The sequence below is a fragment of the Clostridium sp. 'White wine YQ' genome (assembly GCF_028728205.1).
Taxonomy (GTDB): domain Bacteria; phylum Bacillota; class Clostridia; order Clostridiales; family Clostridiaceae; genus Clostridium_T.
Genome location: NZ_JAQYUU010000001.1, coordinates 1,379,044 through 1,395,554, shown reverse-complemented (window position 1 = coordinate 1,395,554; position 16,511 = coordinate 1,379,044). Strand labels below are relative to the sequence as shown.

Annotated in this window: 16 protein-coding genes; 11 read left to right on the top strand and 5 right to left on the bottom strand. The window is 30.0% G+C overall.

The genetic code is table 11. The annotated features are described in order from the left end of the window. Positions 1-2 precede the first annotated feature (2 nt). The 3 genes from PTZ02_RS07055 to PTZ02_RS07045 all read left to right on the top strand — a co-directional run bounded on the left by PTZ02_RS07055 (position 3) and on the right by PTZ02_RS07045 (position 3,180). A complete protein-coding gene (locus PTZ02_RS07055; RefSeq protein WP_274227088.1) occupies positions 3-1,850 on the top strand; it encodes an LTA synthase family protein in 1,848 nt (615 codons plus the stop codon). A 13-nt stretch (positions 1,851-1,863) separates the two neighbouring features. After that, positions 1,864-2,109, top strand: coding sequence for a hypothetical protein (locus PTZ02_RS07050; protein ID WP_274227087.1), 246 nt, complete (start codon positions 1,864-1,866; stop codon positions 2,107-2,109). Between the two features lie 186 nt (positions 2,110-2,295). Then, on the top strand, positions 2,296-3,180 hold the full coding sequence (locus PTZ02_RS07045) for a YncE family protein (RefSeq protein ID WP_274227086.1): 885 nt from the start codon (positions 2,296-2,298) through the stop codon (positions 3,178-3,180). On the opposite strand, the gene PTZ02_RS07040 is transcribed toward PTZ02_RS07045, so the two are convergent. Then, on the bottom strand, positions 3,169-3,693 hold the full coding sequence (locus tag PTZ02_RS07040; RefSeq protein ID WP_274227085.1) for a DUF4364 family protein: 525 nt from the start codon (positions 3,691-3,693) through the stop codon (positions 3,169-3,171). The two genes, PTZ02_RS07045 and PTZ02_RS07040, sit on opposite strands and share 12 nt — an antisense overlap. Before the next feature lie 459 nt (positions 3,694-4,152). On the opposite strand from PTZ02_RS07040, the gene PTZ02_RS07035 reads away from it, so the two are divergent. After that, positions 4,153-4,839 (top strand): single-stranded DNA-binding protein, encoded by a 687-nt coding sequence (locus PTZ02_RS07035; protein ID WP_274227084.1) that lies wholly within the window; start codon positions 4,153-4,155, stop codon positions 4,837-4,839. Between the two features lie 79 nt (positions 4,840-4,918). Here PTZ02_RS07035 and dapD read toward each other — a convergent pair whose 3' ends face one another. Further along, entirely contained in the window at positions 4,919-5,629 is a 711-nt protein-coding gene (gene dapD, locus PTZ02_RS07030; RefSeq protein ID WP_274227083.1) for a 2,3,4,5-tetrahydropyridine-2,6-dicarboxylate N-acetyltransferase, read from the bottom strand. A gap of 137 nt (positions 5,630-5,766) precedes the next feature. Between dapD and PTZ02_RS07025 the strand changes: the two genes are divergently transcribed. The 7 genes from PTZ02_RS07025 (at position 5,767) to PTZ02_RS06995 (ending at position 13,561) form a co-directional block, all read left to right on the top strand. Next, on the top strand, positions 5,767-6,303 hold the full coding sequence (locus tag PTZ02_RS07025) for a cob(I)yrinic acid a,c-diamide adenosyltransferase (RefSeq protein WP_274227082.1): 537 nt from the start codon (positions 5,767-5,769) through the stop codon (positions 6,301-6,303). Next, the gene (locus PTZ02_RS07020; RefSeq protein WP_274227081.1) at positions 6,303-7,436 is read left to right on the top strand and encodes a pyridoxal phosphate-dependent aminotransferase; all 1,134 of its coding nucleotides are present in this window, start codon (positions 6,303-6,305) and stop codon (positions 7,434-7,436) included. Before PTZ02_RS07025 ends, PTZ02_RS07020 begins: the two co-directional genes overlap by 1 nt. A gap of 547 nt (positions 7,437-7,983) precedes the next feature. Then, on the top strand, positions 7,984-8,913 hold the full coding sequence (locus PTZ02_RS07015; protein ID WP_274227080.1) for an ABC transporter permease: 930 nt from the start codon (positions 7,984-7,986) through the stop codon (positions 8,911-8,913). A gap of 16 nt (positions 8,914-8,929) precedes the next feature. Further along, positions 8,930-9,865: an ABC transporter permease gene (locus tag PTZ02_RS07010; protein ID WP_274227079.1), complete on the top strand. Its 936-nt coding sequence runs from the start codon at positions 8,930-8,932 to the stop codon at positions 9,863-9,865. An 11-nt stretch (positions 9,866-9,876) separates the two neighbouring features. Further along, the gene (locus tag PTZ02_RS07005) at positions 9,877-10,884 is read left to right on the top strand and encodes an ABC transporter ATP-binding protein (RefSeq protein ID WP_274227078.1); all 1,008 of its coding nucleotides are present in this window, start codon (positions 9,877-9,879) and stop codon (positions 10,882-10,884) included. Positions 10,885-10,887: 3 nt separating this feature from the next. Next, on the top strand, positions 10,888-11,862 hold the full coding sequence (locus PTZ02_RS07000) for an ABC transporter ATP-binding protein (RefSeq protein ID WP_274227077.1): 975 nt from the start codon (positions 10,888-10,890) through the stop codon (positions 11,860-11,862). Between the two features lie 52 nt (positions 11,863-11,914). Then, positions 11,915-13,561, top strand: a complete 1,647-nt coding sequence (locus PTZ02_RS06995) for a peptide ABC transporter substrate-binding protein (RefSeq protein ID WP_274227076.1) — start codon at positions 11,915-11,917, stop codon at positions 13,559-13,561. Between the two features lie 76 nt (positions 13,562-13,637). Here PTZ02_RS06995 and dapB read toward each other — a convergent pair whose 3' ends face one another. From dapB to PTZ02_RS06980, 3 genes are all read right to left on the bottom strand, one after another. Next, positions 13,638-14,399: a 4-hydroxy-tetrahydrodipicolinate reductase gene (dapB, locus tag PTZ02_RS06990; protein ID WP_274227075.1), complete on the bottom strand. Its 762-nt coding sequence runs from the start codon at positions 14,397-14,399 to the stop codon at positions 13,638-13,640. A 10-nt stretch (positions 14,400-14,409) separates the two neighbouring features. Continuing rightward, entirely contained in the window at positions 14,410-15,291 is an 882-nt protein-coding gene (dapA, locus tag PTZ02_RS06985; protein WP_274227074.1) for a 4-hydroxy-tetrahydrodipicolinate synthase, read from the bottom strand. 116 nt (positions 15,292-15,407) lie between these two features. Further along, a complete protein-coding gene (locus PTZ02_RS06980) occupies positions 15,408-16,397 on the bottom strand; it encodes an aspartate-semialdehyde dehydrogenase (RefSeq protein ID WP_274227073.1) in 990 nt (329 codons plus the stop codon). Between the last annotated feature and the right edge of the window lie 114 nt (positions 16,398-16,511).

Genomic DNA, 16,511 nt, shown 5'->3' with positions numbered 1-16,511 from the left:
TTATGCTAGCTTATAATACTAACAAGGAAAAAAGATTCTTGGGAACATTTAGGGATACAATAAAAGACATAGTTCATAATAAGTATTTTATAATTACATTTATACTTATTTTCTTAAAGTCAATTTTATTTATGGCATTAATTTCAGATGATAAAGCAAATGGAATTAATCCTATGAGAGTATTTTATTCATTTCCACCTTTTTTAGTTTATTTTAGTTTTATCTTGATATTTTTATCATTTGGATTTTTATTTTCTAAAAAAGGACAAGCTATTAGTTTTTTAGTACTTAATGTTGTGTTTACAATATTCATAATAGGTGATTTGTGGTACTTTAGAAGTAATTCTTCATTTATATCATTATATATGCTTAAGATGACCAGCAACTTAGATAATTTAGGTTCATCGATTATTTCAATGGTTAGATTAGTAGATTTAGCATTTATTATAGATATTGTTGTTTTATTAATAATGATAATAAGAGATAAACAAATTAAAGTAAAAAGAAATTTATTAGCATTTCTATTAGCATTAATATTACCAATTCTTTATCTAACATATGCGCATATAAAAATAGATACATATAATAAAGGCTTTGAAAATCAAATGATATTTAGAAAGAGTTGGAGTCCGAATCAGACTATATCAAATTTAACTCCAATTGGATATCATATTTTTGATTCATATAATTATTATAAGGAATCTAAGCCATATGAACTTTCAAGTGAAGAAAAGAAACAGACTGAAGATTGGTTCTCAAAAAAGAAAGAAAATCTTCCTGATAATAAGTATTTCAATAGTATGCAAGGGAAAAATGTTCTTATAATTCAATGGGAATCATTAGAGAACTTTGTAATTGGTCAAAAAGTTAATGGACAAGAAATTACTCCAAATCTTAATAGGATTCTAAAGAATTCTTATTATTTTGATAATTTTCATGAGCAAACATGGAATGGTACAAGTTCTGATGGAGAGATAATTACTAATACATCAACACTACCAGTTAGAGAAGGAGCCACAGCATTTAGATATCCAGGAAACCAGTATCAATATTCTTTCCCAAATATTTTTAAGAACATGGGATATTCAACTTTTGCATCTCACCCAGATAAAGGTTCATATTGGAACTGGATGCCAGTACTTAAATCAGTAGGATATGAAAAAACTGCAGATTCAACAAATTATAATATTGATGAAGTAATTAACTTAGGAATTAGTGATAGAAGTTACTTAAGCCAATATGCAGATAAACTAAAAGAATTAAAAGCTCCATTTTTATCTTATACGGTAACATTAACCAGTCACTCGCCATTTGAGTTACCAGAAGCTGATAAGACCTTAAAGTTACCAAGTAATTTGGAGAACACAAAACTTGGAGGATATTTTCAGTGCATTAATTACACCGATAAATATATAGGAGATTTCTTTGATAAATTAGATAAAGAAGGAATACTAAAAAACACTGTTGTAGTTATCTATGGAGATCATGAAGGGGTTCATAAGTTTTATGGAGATGAAGTTCAAAAAACAAGTGGACTTGAACCATGGATGAAAGAAAATAATAGAGAAGTTCCACTTATTATTTATAATGATAGTATTTCTGGAGAAGTAAAACATGTTCAAGGTGGGCAAGTTGATACATTGCCAACTGTTGCATATCTATTTGGTGTGAACTTAGACAAAGAAAGTAATAAAACAGTCGGAAGAAACTTACTAAATACTAAGAAAGATTTCACCATACTTGAAACAAGAGAATTTGTAGGGACAGAATCTTATAACGGGGAAAAAGAAGACATGCTTAAGGCTATCGATTTAAGTGATAAGCTTATTAGAGCCAATTACTATAAGTAGTAGGAGGAATAACGTGAAGAAAATATATTATTTCGCAGCATTGATACCAATAATATTTCCTATAATATCAAAGGAAGATTTAATTCCATGGGCTATTGCAATATATTTTATATATAGAAGCTTTAAGAAGATTGAAAGTTTAGAGAACAATATTAAACGTAAGATATTTACTAATGTAATGTTATCTGGAGTTTGCATTATAGCATTTAATGTAGTTTCAACATTGATTGAGAGCTACTTAGCAAAGATGTTACTTTAAAAAATATATATTAAGTTATAAAAGGCTAATAATAAAAGCAATTTTTATTATTAGCCTTTCTGTTTTAGTTATATATGAAATGAGTTGTATAAAAGTATTTTATTAATCAGATGATAGAAATTTTATTATCATTTATATATTAAGACACATATATTGTAATACAAAAGATAAGGAGGGTGAATTTAGGTGGAAGGACTTTGCGTTTGTAATACTGCTTCTAATTCGTTAAGTTTTATAGATATAAATAATTATAAGCAAATAGTATGCCCGATAGTCTTAGGAGAATGTCCCTCAGGCCCACACGGATTATGCTTATGGGGAGAAAATATTATTACAGCAAATAGTTATGGTGATTCCTTATCAGTAGTTTCCATAAGATTAAAAAAAGAAATGGAAAACCTATATATCGGATCCCATCCAAATGATATCAAGGTTTATTGCAATAAAGGTTATGTGTTATGTGGTGAAAGTAATAGTTTGATTATAATAGACTTAATAAGCAAGAAAATTATGAAAGAAATATCTCTAGGGGTATATCCTCACTATATGTATATAAATAAATCTGGTAAAGCATCAATTGTAAATATGGATTCAAATGAAATCACTGTTTTTGATTGTAACCAAGACGAGAAGATAATGAGTATACAGGTTGAAGAAACACCTACAAAATGTTATATATCTAAAAATGAAGAGGATATATATGTATGTGAAAGTAAATTAGGGCTAAACAAAAGAGGAAGTATATCTAAGTATGATATTAGAAGTGGTAAAAAACTATATGAATATAAGGTTGGATTTGGGCCAGTAGATTTTTATTACGGCGAAAATTTTATATATGTTTCAAATTTTGAAGAGGGAACTGTAGGATTTCTGAATCTAGATAATGAGGAGTATACAGATATTAGAATTGGCGGTATGCCAAGAGGGATTATTGAAGTTAAAGACAGGGTATATGTTGCAGATAACTTTAAAAATAAACTATATATAATAAATAAAGCTAGAGAAATAGAAAAAACCATAACTTTAGGAAAAGAACCTAATGATATGGTTTATTATAACTTACTGGATTAAAGCATTGATTATTTTAGTATAAATTTCAGAAGAGTCTTCCTTCCACTTATGACAAAGGTCAACAGCCTGCTTTTTTGAAGCAACACTTAATTTAATATCAATTAATAAGGAGTCATTTTCTAATGCTTTTAGATTAACCAAAAAGGAGTTGTTATTATCTAGGGTGTAGTCACTATGAATAGTAAGCTCCTTTTTAATTTTTTCACTTTTTTCTTTAATATAATCATCCAAAATTGATAATTTTGATGAAGATATTCTATCTCCAAAGAAATCTAATACGCTATTTCCTTTAGGGGTTAAATGAATAAAACTTTTTTCATTAACCTCTTCATATTTAATGAAATCAGTTGTAACTAAATCATTTATATATTGTTGGAGAGTGAAGTAGTTTATAAAACTAGTTTCTAAAACCAAATCAGTTAATTGAGTTTTGGTTAATGGATATTTTATATTTTTAACTATATATAAAAGTATTAACTTATTTTCAGCTAATTCTAGAGTGTTTTCCTTCATATTGCCCTCCATTGAATATATATAATAAATTGATATCGAAAAGTCTATAATGTGTATTTTGAATTTACTTTTTTAATTATAGCACAAAATATTGGGTTTGTAAGTAATGAATATTAAATAAACATAATATATATAGATTAAAAGGCTAATATTTTATCATTAATTATAATAATAATAAGTACGAGACAAAATTCACAAGTATTGTAAAAAATAATTAGAATATTACGATAATATATTTAAAAGCTGGTAATATACTGTATAAATTCAATTTATTATTTAATATTAATTGTGCTAAATATTATATAAATAACTATTTTTTTATAAAAATTAATTGTGAATTTTAATCAATTTTATTGAAAAAATAAAAACAATTGTATTATAATTGATGTATATCTAAAAATTTCCTATAATTGGCTTTTGATAAAGTTTTTATAAAAACTAATGGAGAGAGGGGTAAAGATGGACAATTTAATGTTAAACAATAAGATTTATTTAGAGGGGAAAGTATTATCAAAATTAGAATTTTCACATGAGATGTATGGTGAGGGATTTTACAGCTTTAATATGGAGGTTCAAAGACTATCAGATTCCGTTGATGTTCTAAGTATAACAGTTTCTGAAAGACTTTTAACTGAAATAGAATTAGAGATAGGGATGGATATAATAGTTGAGGGACAGTTAAGAAGCTATAATAAATTTGTTGATGGCTCTAACAGATTAATATTAACTGTATTTGCAAGAAATATTATTCCATGTCTAGAAAGAAGTAAAAATCCTAATGAGATTTTCCTAGATGGATACGTTTGTAAAGAGCCAGTTTACAGAACAACTCCATTTGGAAGAGAAATAGCTGATTTATTACTAGCAGTTAATAGAGCATATAATAAGTCAGATTACATTCCTACAATTGCATGGGGTAGAAATTCAAGATTTTGTCAAACACTAGAGGTAGGGGACAATATTAGAATTTGGGGAAGACTTCAAAGTAGAGAATATCAAAAGAAGGTTGGGGAAAATCAAGTCATAAAGAAAGTTGCTTATGAAGTTTCTATTTCTAAAATGGAAAAAGTTCAAAAAGAAGACGAAAGCTGTCTTGAAAATGAAGAAAGTCAGAGTTTGCAAGAAAATACTTCATTTGGAGCGTAGCAAATAGTTTTTATATTAAAGAGATAGGGATTATAGGTATAAAAAACCTGGATATGATATATATCCAGGTTTAATTTTCTTATTTTCTTAAATCATCTAATATTTTTGTCTTATCCTTTGTCTTATCATCAACTTCTTTAATGATCTTTGCAGGTGTTCCAGCAACTACTACACCTTCTGGAACATCTTCCACAACAACAGAGCCAGCTGCAACAACAGAACCGTTACCTATTTTAACTCCTTCAAGGATAACTGCATTTGCTCCTATAAGAACATCATCGCCTATAATGCATGGTTCTTTTGAAGGTGGTTCTAGAACCCCAGCAACAACAGCTCCAGCCCCAAGATGAACTCTTTTGCCAAGTTTTCCTCTAGCTCCTACAACAGCATTCATATCAACCATTGTACCTTCACCAATTTCTGCGCCTATATTTATTACTGCCCCCATCATTACTACAGCATTTTTTTCAATTGTTACTTTGTCTCTTATTATAGCACCTGGTTCAATTCTTGCATCAACCTCTAGTAAGTTTAACATAGGTACTGCAGAATTTCTTCTATCTATTTCATCTCTGAAATGTCTGATTTTTTCTTTGTTATCAAGAATTAATTTTGTGATTTCATCGCTTTCTCCATATAGAACATAAAAATTTGCTGATCCATACCATTCAATATTTCCAAAATCACAGCCACTTAAATCTCCATTTATGTACACTTTAACAGGTGTTGACTTTTTAGCTTCTTTTATAAATCTTGCAATTTCATATGGATCTGTAAAATTATAACTCATGTGATCACCCCTTCAATGAATTTTGTATGTAAATTATGCTATAATAAGTATAATTATAAACAATTATTAGTACTCTTAAAAGGGGGAAAATGCAAATTATTCATTTTTACATAAAATATTACTAAGGAGTGAATCAAATGAAACTAGAAAATGGAATGATTCAGATATATACAGGCAATGGAAAAGGTAAGTCAACTGCAGCTATTGGTCAAGGGATTAGAGCAGCTGGAAATGGACTTAACGTTATAATGATTCAATTTTTAAAAAGTAATGAAACTGGTGAATTAAAAATATTAGGAAATCTTGTAGAAAATTTTAAGCTTATACGAATGGAGAGCAGAAAAGATTTCGTATGGAATTTAAACAAAGAACAAATTGAAGAACTTAAAATTGAAATTAATAATGAGTATAATTATGCGTTAGAGCTCTTGAAAAACAATGAATGTGATGTGTTAATACTGGATGAAATATTTGGAGTGCTTAAGAATGGTTTTCTAAATGAAAGTGATATAATTAATTTATTTGAGAATAAAAGAAATGAAACAGAAATTATATTAACGGGAAGAAATGCACCACAATCCATTATTGAAAGAGCAGATTTAGTAACAGAAATGGTTGAAGTAAAACATTATTTCTCAAAAGGTGTAAGTGCTAGAAAGGGGATTGAATTTTAATGAATAAAAATGTCGAAAAAGTTGAAATCTCAGGAATTCGAAAATTTTTCAATTTAGTTAATGAAGTAGATGGAGCTATATCATTGACACTTGGACAGCCGGACTTTAATGTGCCAGAGAGCATTAAGGCTGGAATAGTAAAAGCATTAGAAGAAAATAAGACTGAATATACTTCAAATGCAGGAATTCTGCCACTAAGAGAAAGAATATCTTCATATCTTGAAAGTTTAGGAATTTCATTCTTAGCAGATGAAATATGCATAACTATTGGAGGAAGTGAAGGATTATATTCTGTATTATCAGCAGTAGTTGAGCCAGGTGAAAAAGTGTTAGTGCCAGCTATTGGGTATCCTGCATACGAGAATATATTAAAAATAATTGATAGTGAGCCTATAGAATATAACTTAAATGAAGATTTTACTTTGAATATAGAAGATATAGAAGAAAAAATCAAGAAATATGAAATCAGAAAAATTATATTATCCTATCCTTCAAATCCTACTGGAGCAATTTTATCTTTGGAAGATAGAAAAAAAATAGCTGAATTAATTAAAAAATATGATATAATTGCATTGACAGATGAAATCTATAGTTCTTTATGCTATGATGAGTATTATTCGATTGCTCAAGTTAAAGAATTAAAAGATAATATTATATACATAGGTGGATTCTCCAAGATGTTTTCTATGACTGGACTTAGAATAGGTTTTATTGGAGCTACATCTAAATATATGAAGGAAATTATGAAGGTACATCAGTATAATGTCTCATGTGCTCCATCAATTATTCAATGGGGAATTTATTATGGATTTGATTTGGCATTAGAAGATTTGGAGAGAATGAAAAAATCATTTGTAGAAAGAAGAGATTTGGTTTATAATAGGTTAAAAAGTATGGGGATGGATGTAGTAAAACCTAAAGGGGCGTTTTATATATTTCCATCCATTAAGAAATATAATATTTCATCTAAGGATTTCTGTGAAAAACTTCTATTTGAAAAGAAGCTTGCCTGTGTTCCAGGGGATGCCTTTGGAGAAGCAGGTGATGGATTTTTTAGAATAAGCTATTGTTATTCTAAAGAAAGTTTAATAAAAGCATTGGATATAATTGAACAATTTATATCGGAAATATAGTGTATAAAGAAAGATGCCAATGAAGGTGTTTCATAAGTAGTATTAATTACTCAATTTTGAAACATCTTCTTTTTATATAAATACATTTATTAAATTAAGATAAATATATTCTAATTAGGTAAATAATAGTAGTATAATGTTAATATAAACATATTTTTATTGAAATTATTTCAAGAAATGGTTAAAATTATTATTAGGTTTATACGTGATAAAACACTATTTTAATATTTTTACAAAAATATTAAAATGATATCTATAAGTATATATTTTTATCAATTTTAATGTTTATAACCATATTAAATTAAGGAGATGATTTGGACTGATTAAGAACTTGAAAACTAGAAATGGCTGATATTAAAGGATACAAACGTTTTCTGTTTTTATACTTGTATATGAGAAATAGTCAAAAAAATAAATAGTAATTTAACAAAGTACTAATGAAAGTTAATAATTATTACTATATTATATTGACTTTTAACAATAATATAATATAATTGTAATTGAATTATTTGTATGTATTTGGCGAAAGGTAAAGAGGAGGAATAAAATGTTAAAGTATGTGCTTAAGAGATTGGTTGCAAGCATAATAACCATTTGGGTTGTTGTTTCAGCTACATTCTTCTTGATGAGATTCATGCCTGGTGGTCCATTTGATGGTGAAAAAATGACTGCTCAGACAAAAAAGAATTTAGAAGTTAAATATGGATTGGACAAGCCACTTGGTGAACAATATATTAATTACTTGGGTAATTTAGTTAAATGGGATTTGGGTGACTCAATTGTTACTTATCCTGGTAGAACAGTAAATTGGATAGTAAATTATTCATTCCCAGCTTCTGCAAAAGTTGGTGCATTATCAATAGTAGCTTCTTTAATTGTAGGTATTTTATTGGGGATAATTTCCGCTTTAAAACAAGGGAAATGGCAGGATCAATTTTGTATGTTCCTAGCTACCCTAGGGGTTACAATACCGAGTTTCGTTATTTCAGCGGTATTAATTTATTACTTTGCAGTTCAATGGAAACTACTTCCTGCCACAGGATTCTCGGGTGCTAAGAATTATGTAATGCCTGTGATAGCGCTTGCAGGTTCTTCTACAGCATTTATTACAAGATTAACAAGAAACAGACTTATTGATGTTCTAAAAGCTGATTATATAAGAACTGCAAAAGCGAAAGGTTTGAGCGAGACTACAGTAATTTTTAAACATGCGCTTAAAAATTCGATGATTCCAGTAGTAACTTATATGGGACCACTAATTGCAGCAGTTCTTACAGGGTCTTTTGTTGTAGAAAAAATATTTGCGATCCCTGGTCTTGGAAGAGAATTTGTTCAATCTGTTACAAATAGAGACTATACAACTTTACTGGGAGTAACAGTATTCTTTTGTATATTCCTAATAGTTGCAAACTTTGTTGTAGATATTTTGTACGTTTTTATAGATCCAAGGATAAAACTAGAAAACTCAGAATCATAGAATTGGAGGGAATAAAGTGGAATTTTCAAAAGAATTATTTGAGCCATTAAGTAGTGAAGAAAAGAAAATTGAACAGATCGCTAGACCTTCAGTAACTTATTGGCAAGATGCATGGAGAAGATTGAAAGGAAATAAGGTTGCACTTATATCCTTAGTTGTAATAGTAATAATTACTTTGTTAGCAATTTTTGTACCTAGTTTTTCTAAATTTGATTATGCTAACAATGATTTAAACGCAGCAAATTTAAAACCATCTGGTACTCATTGGTTTGGGACAGACCAATTAGGTAGAGATGTATTCGTTAGATGTATGTATGGTGCAAGATATTCAATGATAATAGCTTTCGTATCAGTTGTTATAAACATAGTTATAGGAATTATATACGGAGGAATATCAGGATATTTTGGTGGTAGAATTGATAATATAATGATGAGAATAGTAGATATATTATATGCTATTCCAACAACAATTATAGTTGTACTATTAATGACAGTATTAAGTAAACCTGGTGAGTCTGGTGGAAGTGATTTAACAAGTATAATAATAGCACTTGCTGTTACATACTGGTTAAACATGGCTAGAATTGTAAGAGGAGAAATCCTTCAACTTAAAAATCAAGAATTTGTTTTAGCTGCTAAAACTTTAGGAGCATCAGGAAGTAGAATAATATTTAGACATTTAATCCCTAATGCAATGGGTTCAATTATTGTTACTATGACATTATTAATACCTTCTGCTATATTTACTGAAGCATTTTTAAGCTTTATAGGACTTGGTATTTCTGCACCAAAGGCTTCATTAGGAACATTGGCTAGTGATGCTATGGGAGCTATTTACCTTTTCCCATATCAATTATTCTTCCCATCTTTAATGATTTGTTTAATCATTTTAGCCTTTAATTTATTTGGAGATGGATTAAGTGATGCTTTAGACCCTAAAATGAGAAAGTAGGAGGAAAGAAAATGAGTAAATTACTAGATGTTAAAGATTTGAAAACCTCCTTTTTCACTCATGTTGGAGAAGTTAAGTCTGTAAGAGGAATTTCTTTTTCACTTGAAAAAGGGGAAGCATTAGGAATAGTTGGAGAATCAGGTTGTGGTAAAAGTGTTACCATGATGAGTATTATGAAATTATTACAAGAAAATGGGAAAATAACCGGAGGAGAAGTAGACTTCGACGGAAAAAATATAACTAAGTTTAGTGAAAAGGAAATGGAAAAAATCAGAGGAAATGAAATGGGAATGATTTTCCAAGATCCTATGACAAGCTTAAATCCAGTTTTCACAGTTGGACAACAACTTACAGAGCATTATATAAAACATAAAAAGGTATCAAAAGCTGATGCTGAAAAGAAAGCAATTGAAATGCTAGGATTAGTAGGTATTCCTTCACCAGAGAAAAGAATGAAACAATATCCTCATGAATTCTCAGGTGGTATGAGACAAAGAGTTATGATAGCAATGGCACTTATATGTGAACCAAAACTACTTATTGCAGATGAACCTACAACAGCATTAGATGTAACTATACAAGCTCAAATACTTGAGCTTATGAAAAAACTTAAAGATGAATTAGGAACATCAATAATTCTAATTACTCACGACTTAGGAGTAGTAGCAGATGTATGTTCAAAAATAAATGTAATGTATGGTGGATTAATAGTTGAAACAGGTGATGTTAGAGAAATATTCTACAATCCTAGACATCCTTATACATGGGGTCTTTTGGGTAGTGTACCTAATCCTAAAAAACTATTAAAAGAAAAATTAACTCCTATTGAAGGACAACCACCAGATTTGTTAAATCCACCAGCTGGATGTCCTTTTGCGGCTAGATGTAAATATGCTATGAAGGTATGTTTAGAAAATCAACCACCATTAATGGAAATTGGTGAAAATCATAGAGCTGCTTGTTGGTTAAATCATCCAAATGCGCCTAAAGTAGAGTCACCTATAAAGAAGGGAGAGTAACCAATGAAAGAAAATAAAGTAATTTTAGAAGTAAAAGAGTTAAGTAAATTCTTTCCTGCAAACAAAGGGATATTTTCTAAAAAAAGCTATGTTAAAGCAGTTGATAGAGTTAGTTTCTCCATAAATAGAGGTGAAACTTTAGGATTAGTAGGGGAGTCAGGATGTGGTAAAACTACAACTGGTAGAACTGTACTTAAGCTATATAATCCTACAGCAGGTAGCATAATTTATGATGGTAAGGACATTACTAATTTATCTTCTAAAGAAATGATACCTTATAGAAAAAAAATGCAGATGATATTCCAAGATCCTTATGCATCATTAAATCCAAGAATGACCGTAGGAGATATTGTTGCTGAAGCTTTGGATATTCACAAAATATTGCAAGGTAATGAAAAATTAGATAGAGTAAGAGATCTTCTTAATAAGGTTGGATTAAATGGAGATCATATTAACAGATATCCGCATGAATTCTCTGGCGGACAAAGACAAAGAATAGGAATAGCTAGAGCACTAGCAGTTGAACCTGATTTTATTGTTTGCGATGAGCCAATTTCAGCTTTGGATGTTTCAATTCAAGCACAAGTAGTTAATATGCTTGAGACATTACAAGAAGAATTAGGATTAACTTATTTATTCATTGCACATGATTTGTCAATGGTTAAGCATATTTCTACTCATATTGGGGTAATGTATTTAGGTAGAATGGTTGAGAAAGCGGAGAGCAATAAACTTTATGCTAAACCACTTCATCCTTATACACAAGCGTTATTATCAGCAATTCCAATTCCTGATCCAGATGAAGCTAAGGAGAAGAAGAGAATAGTTTTAGAAGGAGATATTCCTTCACCTATTGATCCTCCACCAGGATGTAGATTTAGAGGAAGATGCAAATATGCTAAGCCTATTTGTGCTGAAGTAGATCCAGAAATGAAGGATGTTGGAGACGGTCACTTTGTTGCCTGTCACTTATATTAAGCTTATAATTGCAAAGCAATTATTATAAATAATTTATTAAGGGGGAAAATTTATGAAAAAGACTCAGTTAAAAAGAGTTTTTGCTACTTCTTTAGCAGTAGCATTAAGCTTATCAGTTTTAGCTGGATGTGGAAAGAAAGATGATGCATCAGCTAACGTTGCTCAAGTTATTAAATATAACTTAGGCTCAGATCCTAAAACTTTAGATCCAGCATTAAACTCTGCGGTTGATGGTTCAATCGTTATGGTTAATGCATTTGAAGGATTAATGAAACTAGATGATAAGGATAAACCAATTCCAGGAGTTGCAGAAAAATATGATGTAAGTGCTGACGGGTTAACTTATACTTTCCACTTAAGAGATTCTAAGTGGTCAGATGGTTCAACTGTAACAGCTAAGGACTTCGAATATGCTTGGTTAAGAGCATTAGATCCAGCTACAGCTGCTGAATATGCTTACCAAATGTATTACCTAAAGAATGGTGAAGCATTCAACACTGGAAAAGCTAAGAAAGAAGATGTAGGAGTTAAAGCTATAGATGATAAAACTCTTGAAGTTAAGTTAGAAAAACCAACTTCATACTTCTTATCATTAATGGCATTCCCAACTTACTTCCCAGTAAAACAAGATGTAGTTTCAAAGGATAAGGATTGGGCAACTAAACCTGAAACTTATATCACTAATGGAGCATTTAAAATGAAAGAATGGAAGCCAAAGGATTCTATCACTTTTGTTAAGAATGATAACTATTATGATACTAAAAATGTTAACTTAACTGAAATCGACTATAAATTAATCCAAGATGAAACTTCTGCTTGGGCATCATACAAAGCTGGAGATCTTGATATGACTGATACAGTTCCATCTGTAGAAGTACAAAATGCTTTAGCTGATAAAACAGCTACAAACTTCCCTAACTTAGGAACATACTACTATCATTTCAATGTTTCTGATAATGCTAAAAATGTAAATGCAGATGCTGCTAAAGTTTTAGCAAACGTTAAGGTTAGAGAAGCATTAAACCTTGCTATCAATAGAAAAGATATAACTGATAAAGTAACTAAGGGTGGTCAAATTCCAGCATTCTCATTCGTACCACAAGGTATTTCAGATGCAAATGGAAAAGACTTCGCTGGTAAGCAATACTTTAATCCAGAAGGTGACGTTGCTAAAGCTAAACAATTATTAGCTGATGCTGGTTATGCAGATGGAAAAGGATTCCCAACTTTAGAATTATTATATAACTCTGAAGGTGGTCATAAAGATATAGCTCAAGCTATACAAGATATGTGGAAGAAGAACTTAGGAATTAATGTTGAACTTAAAAACCAAGAATGGAAAGTATTCCAAGTTACTAGAAAGCAAAAGAACTATGAACTTGCTAGAGGTGGTTGGTTAGGTGACTACGTTGATCCAATGACATTCTTAGATATGTGGACTTCTGATTCAGGTCAAAATGACTCTGGATACAAGAACCCAGATTATGATGCTTTAATTGAAAAAGCTAAATCAGAAACAGATGCAGCTAAGAGATCAGATTATATGCATCAAGCAGAAGATCTATTAATGAAAGATCTTCCAATAGCACCAATTTACTACTATACTGCAGTTAAAGGTGTTAAAGACTATGTTAAAGGATTAAGAGTTTCTCCATTAGGATTCGTATACTTTGACAAAGTTTCTATAGCTAAACATTAATATTAATAAAAAGAGGCTTTTGGCCTCTTTTTTATTTTGGTAATATATAAAAAAGTACTGCATATAGCAGTACTTTTTAAAAATTAAGATTCAATACATCATCCATATTATAAAGCGAAGGTGAAGAGATGCCAGCCATATATTCACAAGCTTTTAAAGCACCAACAGCAAATACTTCTCTTGATATTGCTTTATGGGTAAGTTCTATAACTTCTCCTGTACCTGCAAAAATAACTTCATGATCTCCTACAATACCACCACCTCTTACAGCATGAATTCCAATCTCTGAATGTTGTCTTTTTGCAAGTCCATCTCTGCCATTTACAAAATGAGCCTCTTCCTTGATTGAATCCTTAATAGTATCAGCTAATAATACAGCTGTACCAGATGGAGAATCTAATTTTTGATTGTGATGTTTTTCAATAATTTCTATATCATAATTATCATATAAAAATGGAGTTACTTTTCTTAATATATTATTTATTAAATTAATTCCTATACTCATATTAGCTGAGCGGAATATTGGAATAGTTTTTGATGTAGTACTTATTAATTTTAAGGCTTCTTCATCAAAGCCTGTTGAACATATAACAATTGGTTTATTGTTCTTTACAGAAAAGTTGAGCAAATTATTTAGAGCTGCAGCAGATGAAAAATCTAGTAAAACATCATATTCTAAATTACATTCATCTAAAGATGAGAAAACTGGGTATTTAAGTTCTGGAGCTGCATACCTATCAATTCCACCTACAATTTCTAAATTGGGAAAGTTTTCGCTTGTAGCAGTAATAACTTTTCCCATTCTTCCTGAACATCCATGTAGTAATATTTTTATCATAATAGTCCTCCTACTTTACAAGACCATGTTCTTTTAAAGATTCTAATAATTTTTTCTTGTTTTCTTCTTCCATATCATAAAGTGGTAGTCTTAGATTACCAACCTCATAACCCATTAAATTTAAGGCTGTTTTAACAGGTATAGGATTTGTTTCAATAAATAAATTATTTGTAAGAGTTAGATAATCTAATTGTAATTCTAAGGCACCTTGTAAATCTCCATCAAAATAACGACTACACATTGTGTGAACAACAGAAGGTGCAATATTTGATAAGACAGATATTACTCCTTTACCACCTAAAGATAATACTGGGAGTATTTGATCATCATTTCCTGAATATATATCTATTTTTCCTCTTAATTTAGATGCAATTTCTGCAATTTGGCTTATATTACCTGAAGCTTCTTTAACTGCTACAATATTTTTGAGCTTAGTAAGTTCCTCTAAAGATTTAGGGGTAATATTCATACCAGTTCTTGATGGAACATTATAAACTATGATTGGTATATTGATAGAATCGTTTATGGCTTTAAAATGTTCAAATAGTCCTCTTTTTGAAGTCTTATTATAGTAAGGGTTTATAACTAAAACACCATCAACTCCTATGCTTTCTGCCCAAACACTCATTTCAATGGAAGCTTTTGTATTGTTTGTTCCAGTACCTGCAATTACAGGAATGCGCTTATTCACTTTTTCTACAGTAAATGAAATAGTAGCCTTACGTTCTGCTTCCGTCATGGTAGAAGCTTCACCAGTTGTGCCACAAACAATAATAGCATCTGTTCCTTCTTGTATTTGCCATTCAATTAGTTCTTCTAGTTTATTAAAATTAACGCCTTCATTATTAAAGGGGGTTATTATAGCAACGCCTGCACCAGTAAAAATAGACATGGGGTTTACCTCCAAATTCATATTCATAGGAAAGACTTTTATCCTATGTATGTATTATAAATATATTTCAATAAAGAAGGGTAAAAATATTTAATACCTTTACCCTTTATGGTTTCTTATTTTTTTGAAATAATAAGTTCAGCAATTTGTATAGCGTTTAGAGCAGCACCTTTTCTTATGTTATCACCAACAACCCAAAGATTTAAACCATTATCTATGGAAAAGTCTCGTCTAATTCTACCAACAAATACTTCATCTTTTCCACTAAATAAAAGTGGGGTAGGGTATTTATCTTCTTTGATATTATCATATACAACTACGCCAGTAGAGTTGCTTAGAAGAGAAAAAATATCTTCTATTTTATAATCATTTATAAGTTCTAAGTTTATACTCTCAGAATGAGAATTTAATACTGGAACTCTAACAGTAGTAGCAGTAATCTTTAAATCTTGATTATGAAGTATTTTTTTTGTTTCCTCAATCATCTTAATTTCTTCTTTAGTATAGCCATTTTCTAAAAATACATCGATTTGAGGAATAACATTTCCTGCTATTGGATACGGGAACTTTTTAGGTGAAGCTCCTTTTATTCCATCCTCTAAATCTTTAATACCTTGAACACCAGCCCCAGAAACTGCTTGATAAGTTGAATAAACAATTCTTTTAATACCATACTTATCGTGAATTGGTTTTAAAGCAACCATAGCTTGAATTGTTGAACAATTTGGATTCGCTATAATTCCTTTATGCCAATTAATATCTTCAGGATTTACTTCAGGTACCACTAAAGGTACTTCAGGATCCATTCTCCAAGCACTTGAATTATCAATTACTGTAGCCCCGTATTTTGAAAAGATAGGAGCAAATGTTTTTGAAGTATCTCCTCCAGCAGAAAAAAGAGCAAAATCAATTTTCTTATCTTTTATATTTTTTTCTACAGTAGCCTCTACAAGGATATCTTGTCCTTTGAACTTTAAAGTTTTCCCTTCACTTCTCTCAGAAGCAAAAAGATAAAGTTCTTTTACTGGAAAATTTCTCTCCTCAAGAATTTCTATGAATTTTCTACCTACGTTTCCAGTAGCCCCAACTATTGCTACGTTATACAAAATAATCCCCTCCTAAATATTATAAAATGATTTTAAAATCATCATAACTTTACTATAGTGAAATGTCGTATAAATATCAAGTTTTTTAGAAAATTTATATCATATATAGGTATA

Bases quoted from the DNA above. Each gene is read 5' to 3' on its own strand.
- dapA (WP_274227074.1), bottom strand. From the start codon at position 15,291: ATGTCTATTTTTACTGGTGCAGGCGTTGCTATAATAACCCCCTTTAAT.
- PTZ02_RS06995 (WP_274227076.1), top strand. From the start codon at position 11,915: ATGAAAAAGACTCAGTTAAAAAGAGTTTTTGCTACTTCTTTAGCAGTA.
- dapD (WP_274227083.1), bottom strand. From the start codon at position 5,629: ATGAGTTATAATTTTACAGATCCATATGAAATTGCAAGATTTATAAAA.
- PTZ02_RS07015 (WP_274227080.1), top strand. From the start codon at position 7,984: ATGTTAAAGTATGTGCTTAAGAGATTGGTTGCAAGCATAATAACCATT.
- PTZ02_RS07025 (WP_274227082.1), top strand. From the start codon at position 5,767: ATGAAACTAGAAAATGGAATGATTCAGATATATACAGGCAATGGAAAA.
- PTZ02_RS07040 (WP_274227085.1), bottom strand. From the start codon at position 3,693: ATGAAGGAAAACACTCTAGAATTAGCTGAAAATAAGTTAATACTTTTA.
- PTZ02_RS07020 (WP_274227081.1), top strand. From the start codon at position 6,303: ATGAATAAAAATGTCGAAAAAGTTGAAATCTCAGGAATTCGAAAATTT.
- PTZ02_RS07035 (WP_274227084.1), top strand. From the start codon at position 4,153: ATGGACAATTTAATGTTAAACAATAAGATTTATTTAGAGGGGAAAGTA.
- PTZ02_RS07000 (WP_274227077.1), top strand. From the start codon at position 10,888: ATGAAAGAAAATAAAGTAATTTTAGAAGTAAAAGAGTTAAGTAAATTC.
- dapB (WP_274227075.1), bottom strand. From the start codon at position 14,399: ATGATAAAAATATTACTACATGGATGTTCAGGAAGAATGGGAAAAGTT.
- PTZ02_RS07005 (WP_274227078.1), top strand. From the start codon at position 9,877: ATGAGTAAATTACTAGATGTTAAAGATTTGAAAACCTCCTTTTTCACT.
- PTZ02_RS07055 (WP_274227088.1), top strand. From the start codon at position 3: ATGCTAGCTTATAATACTAACAAGGAAAAAAGATTCTTGGGAACATTT.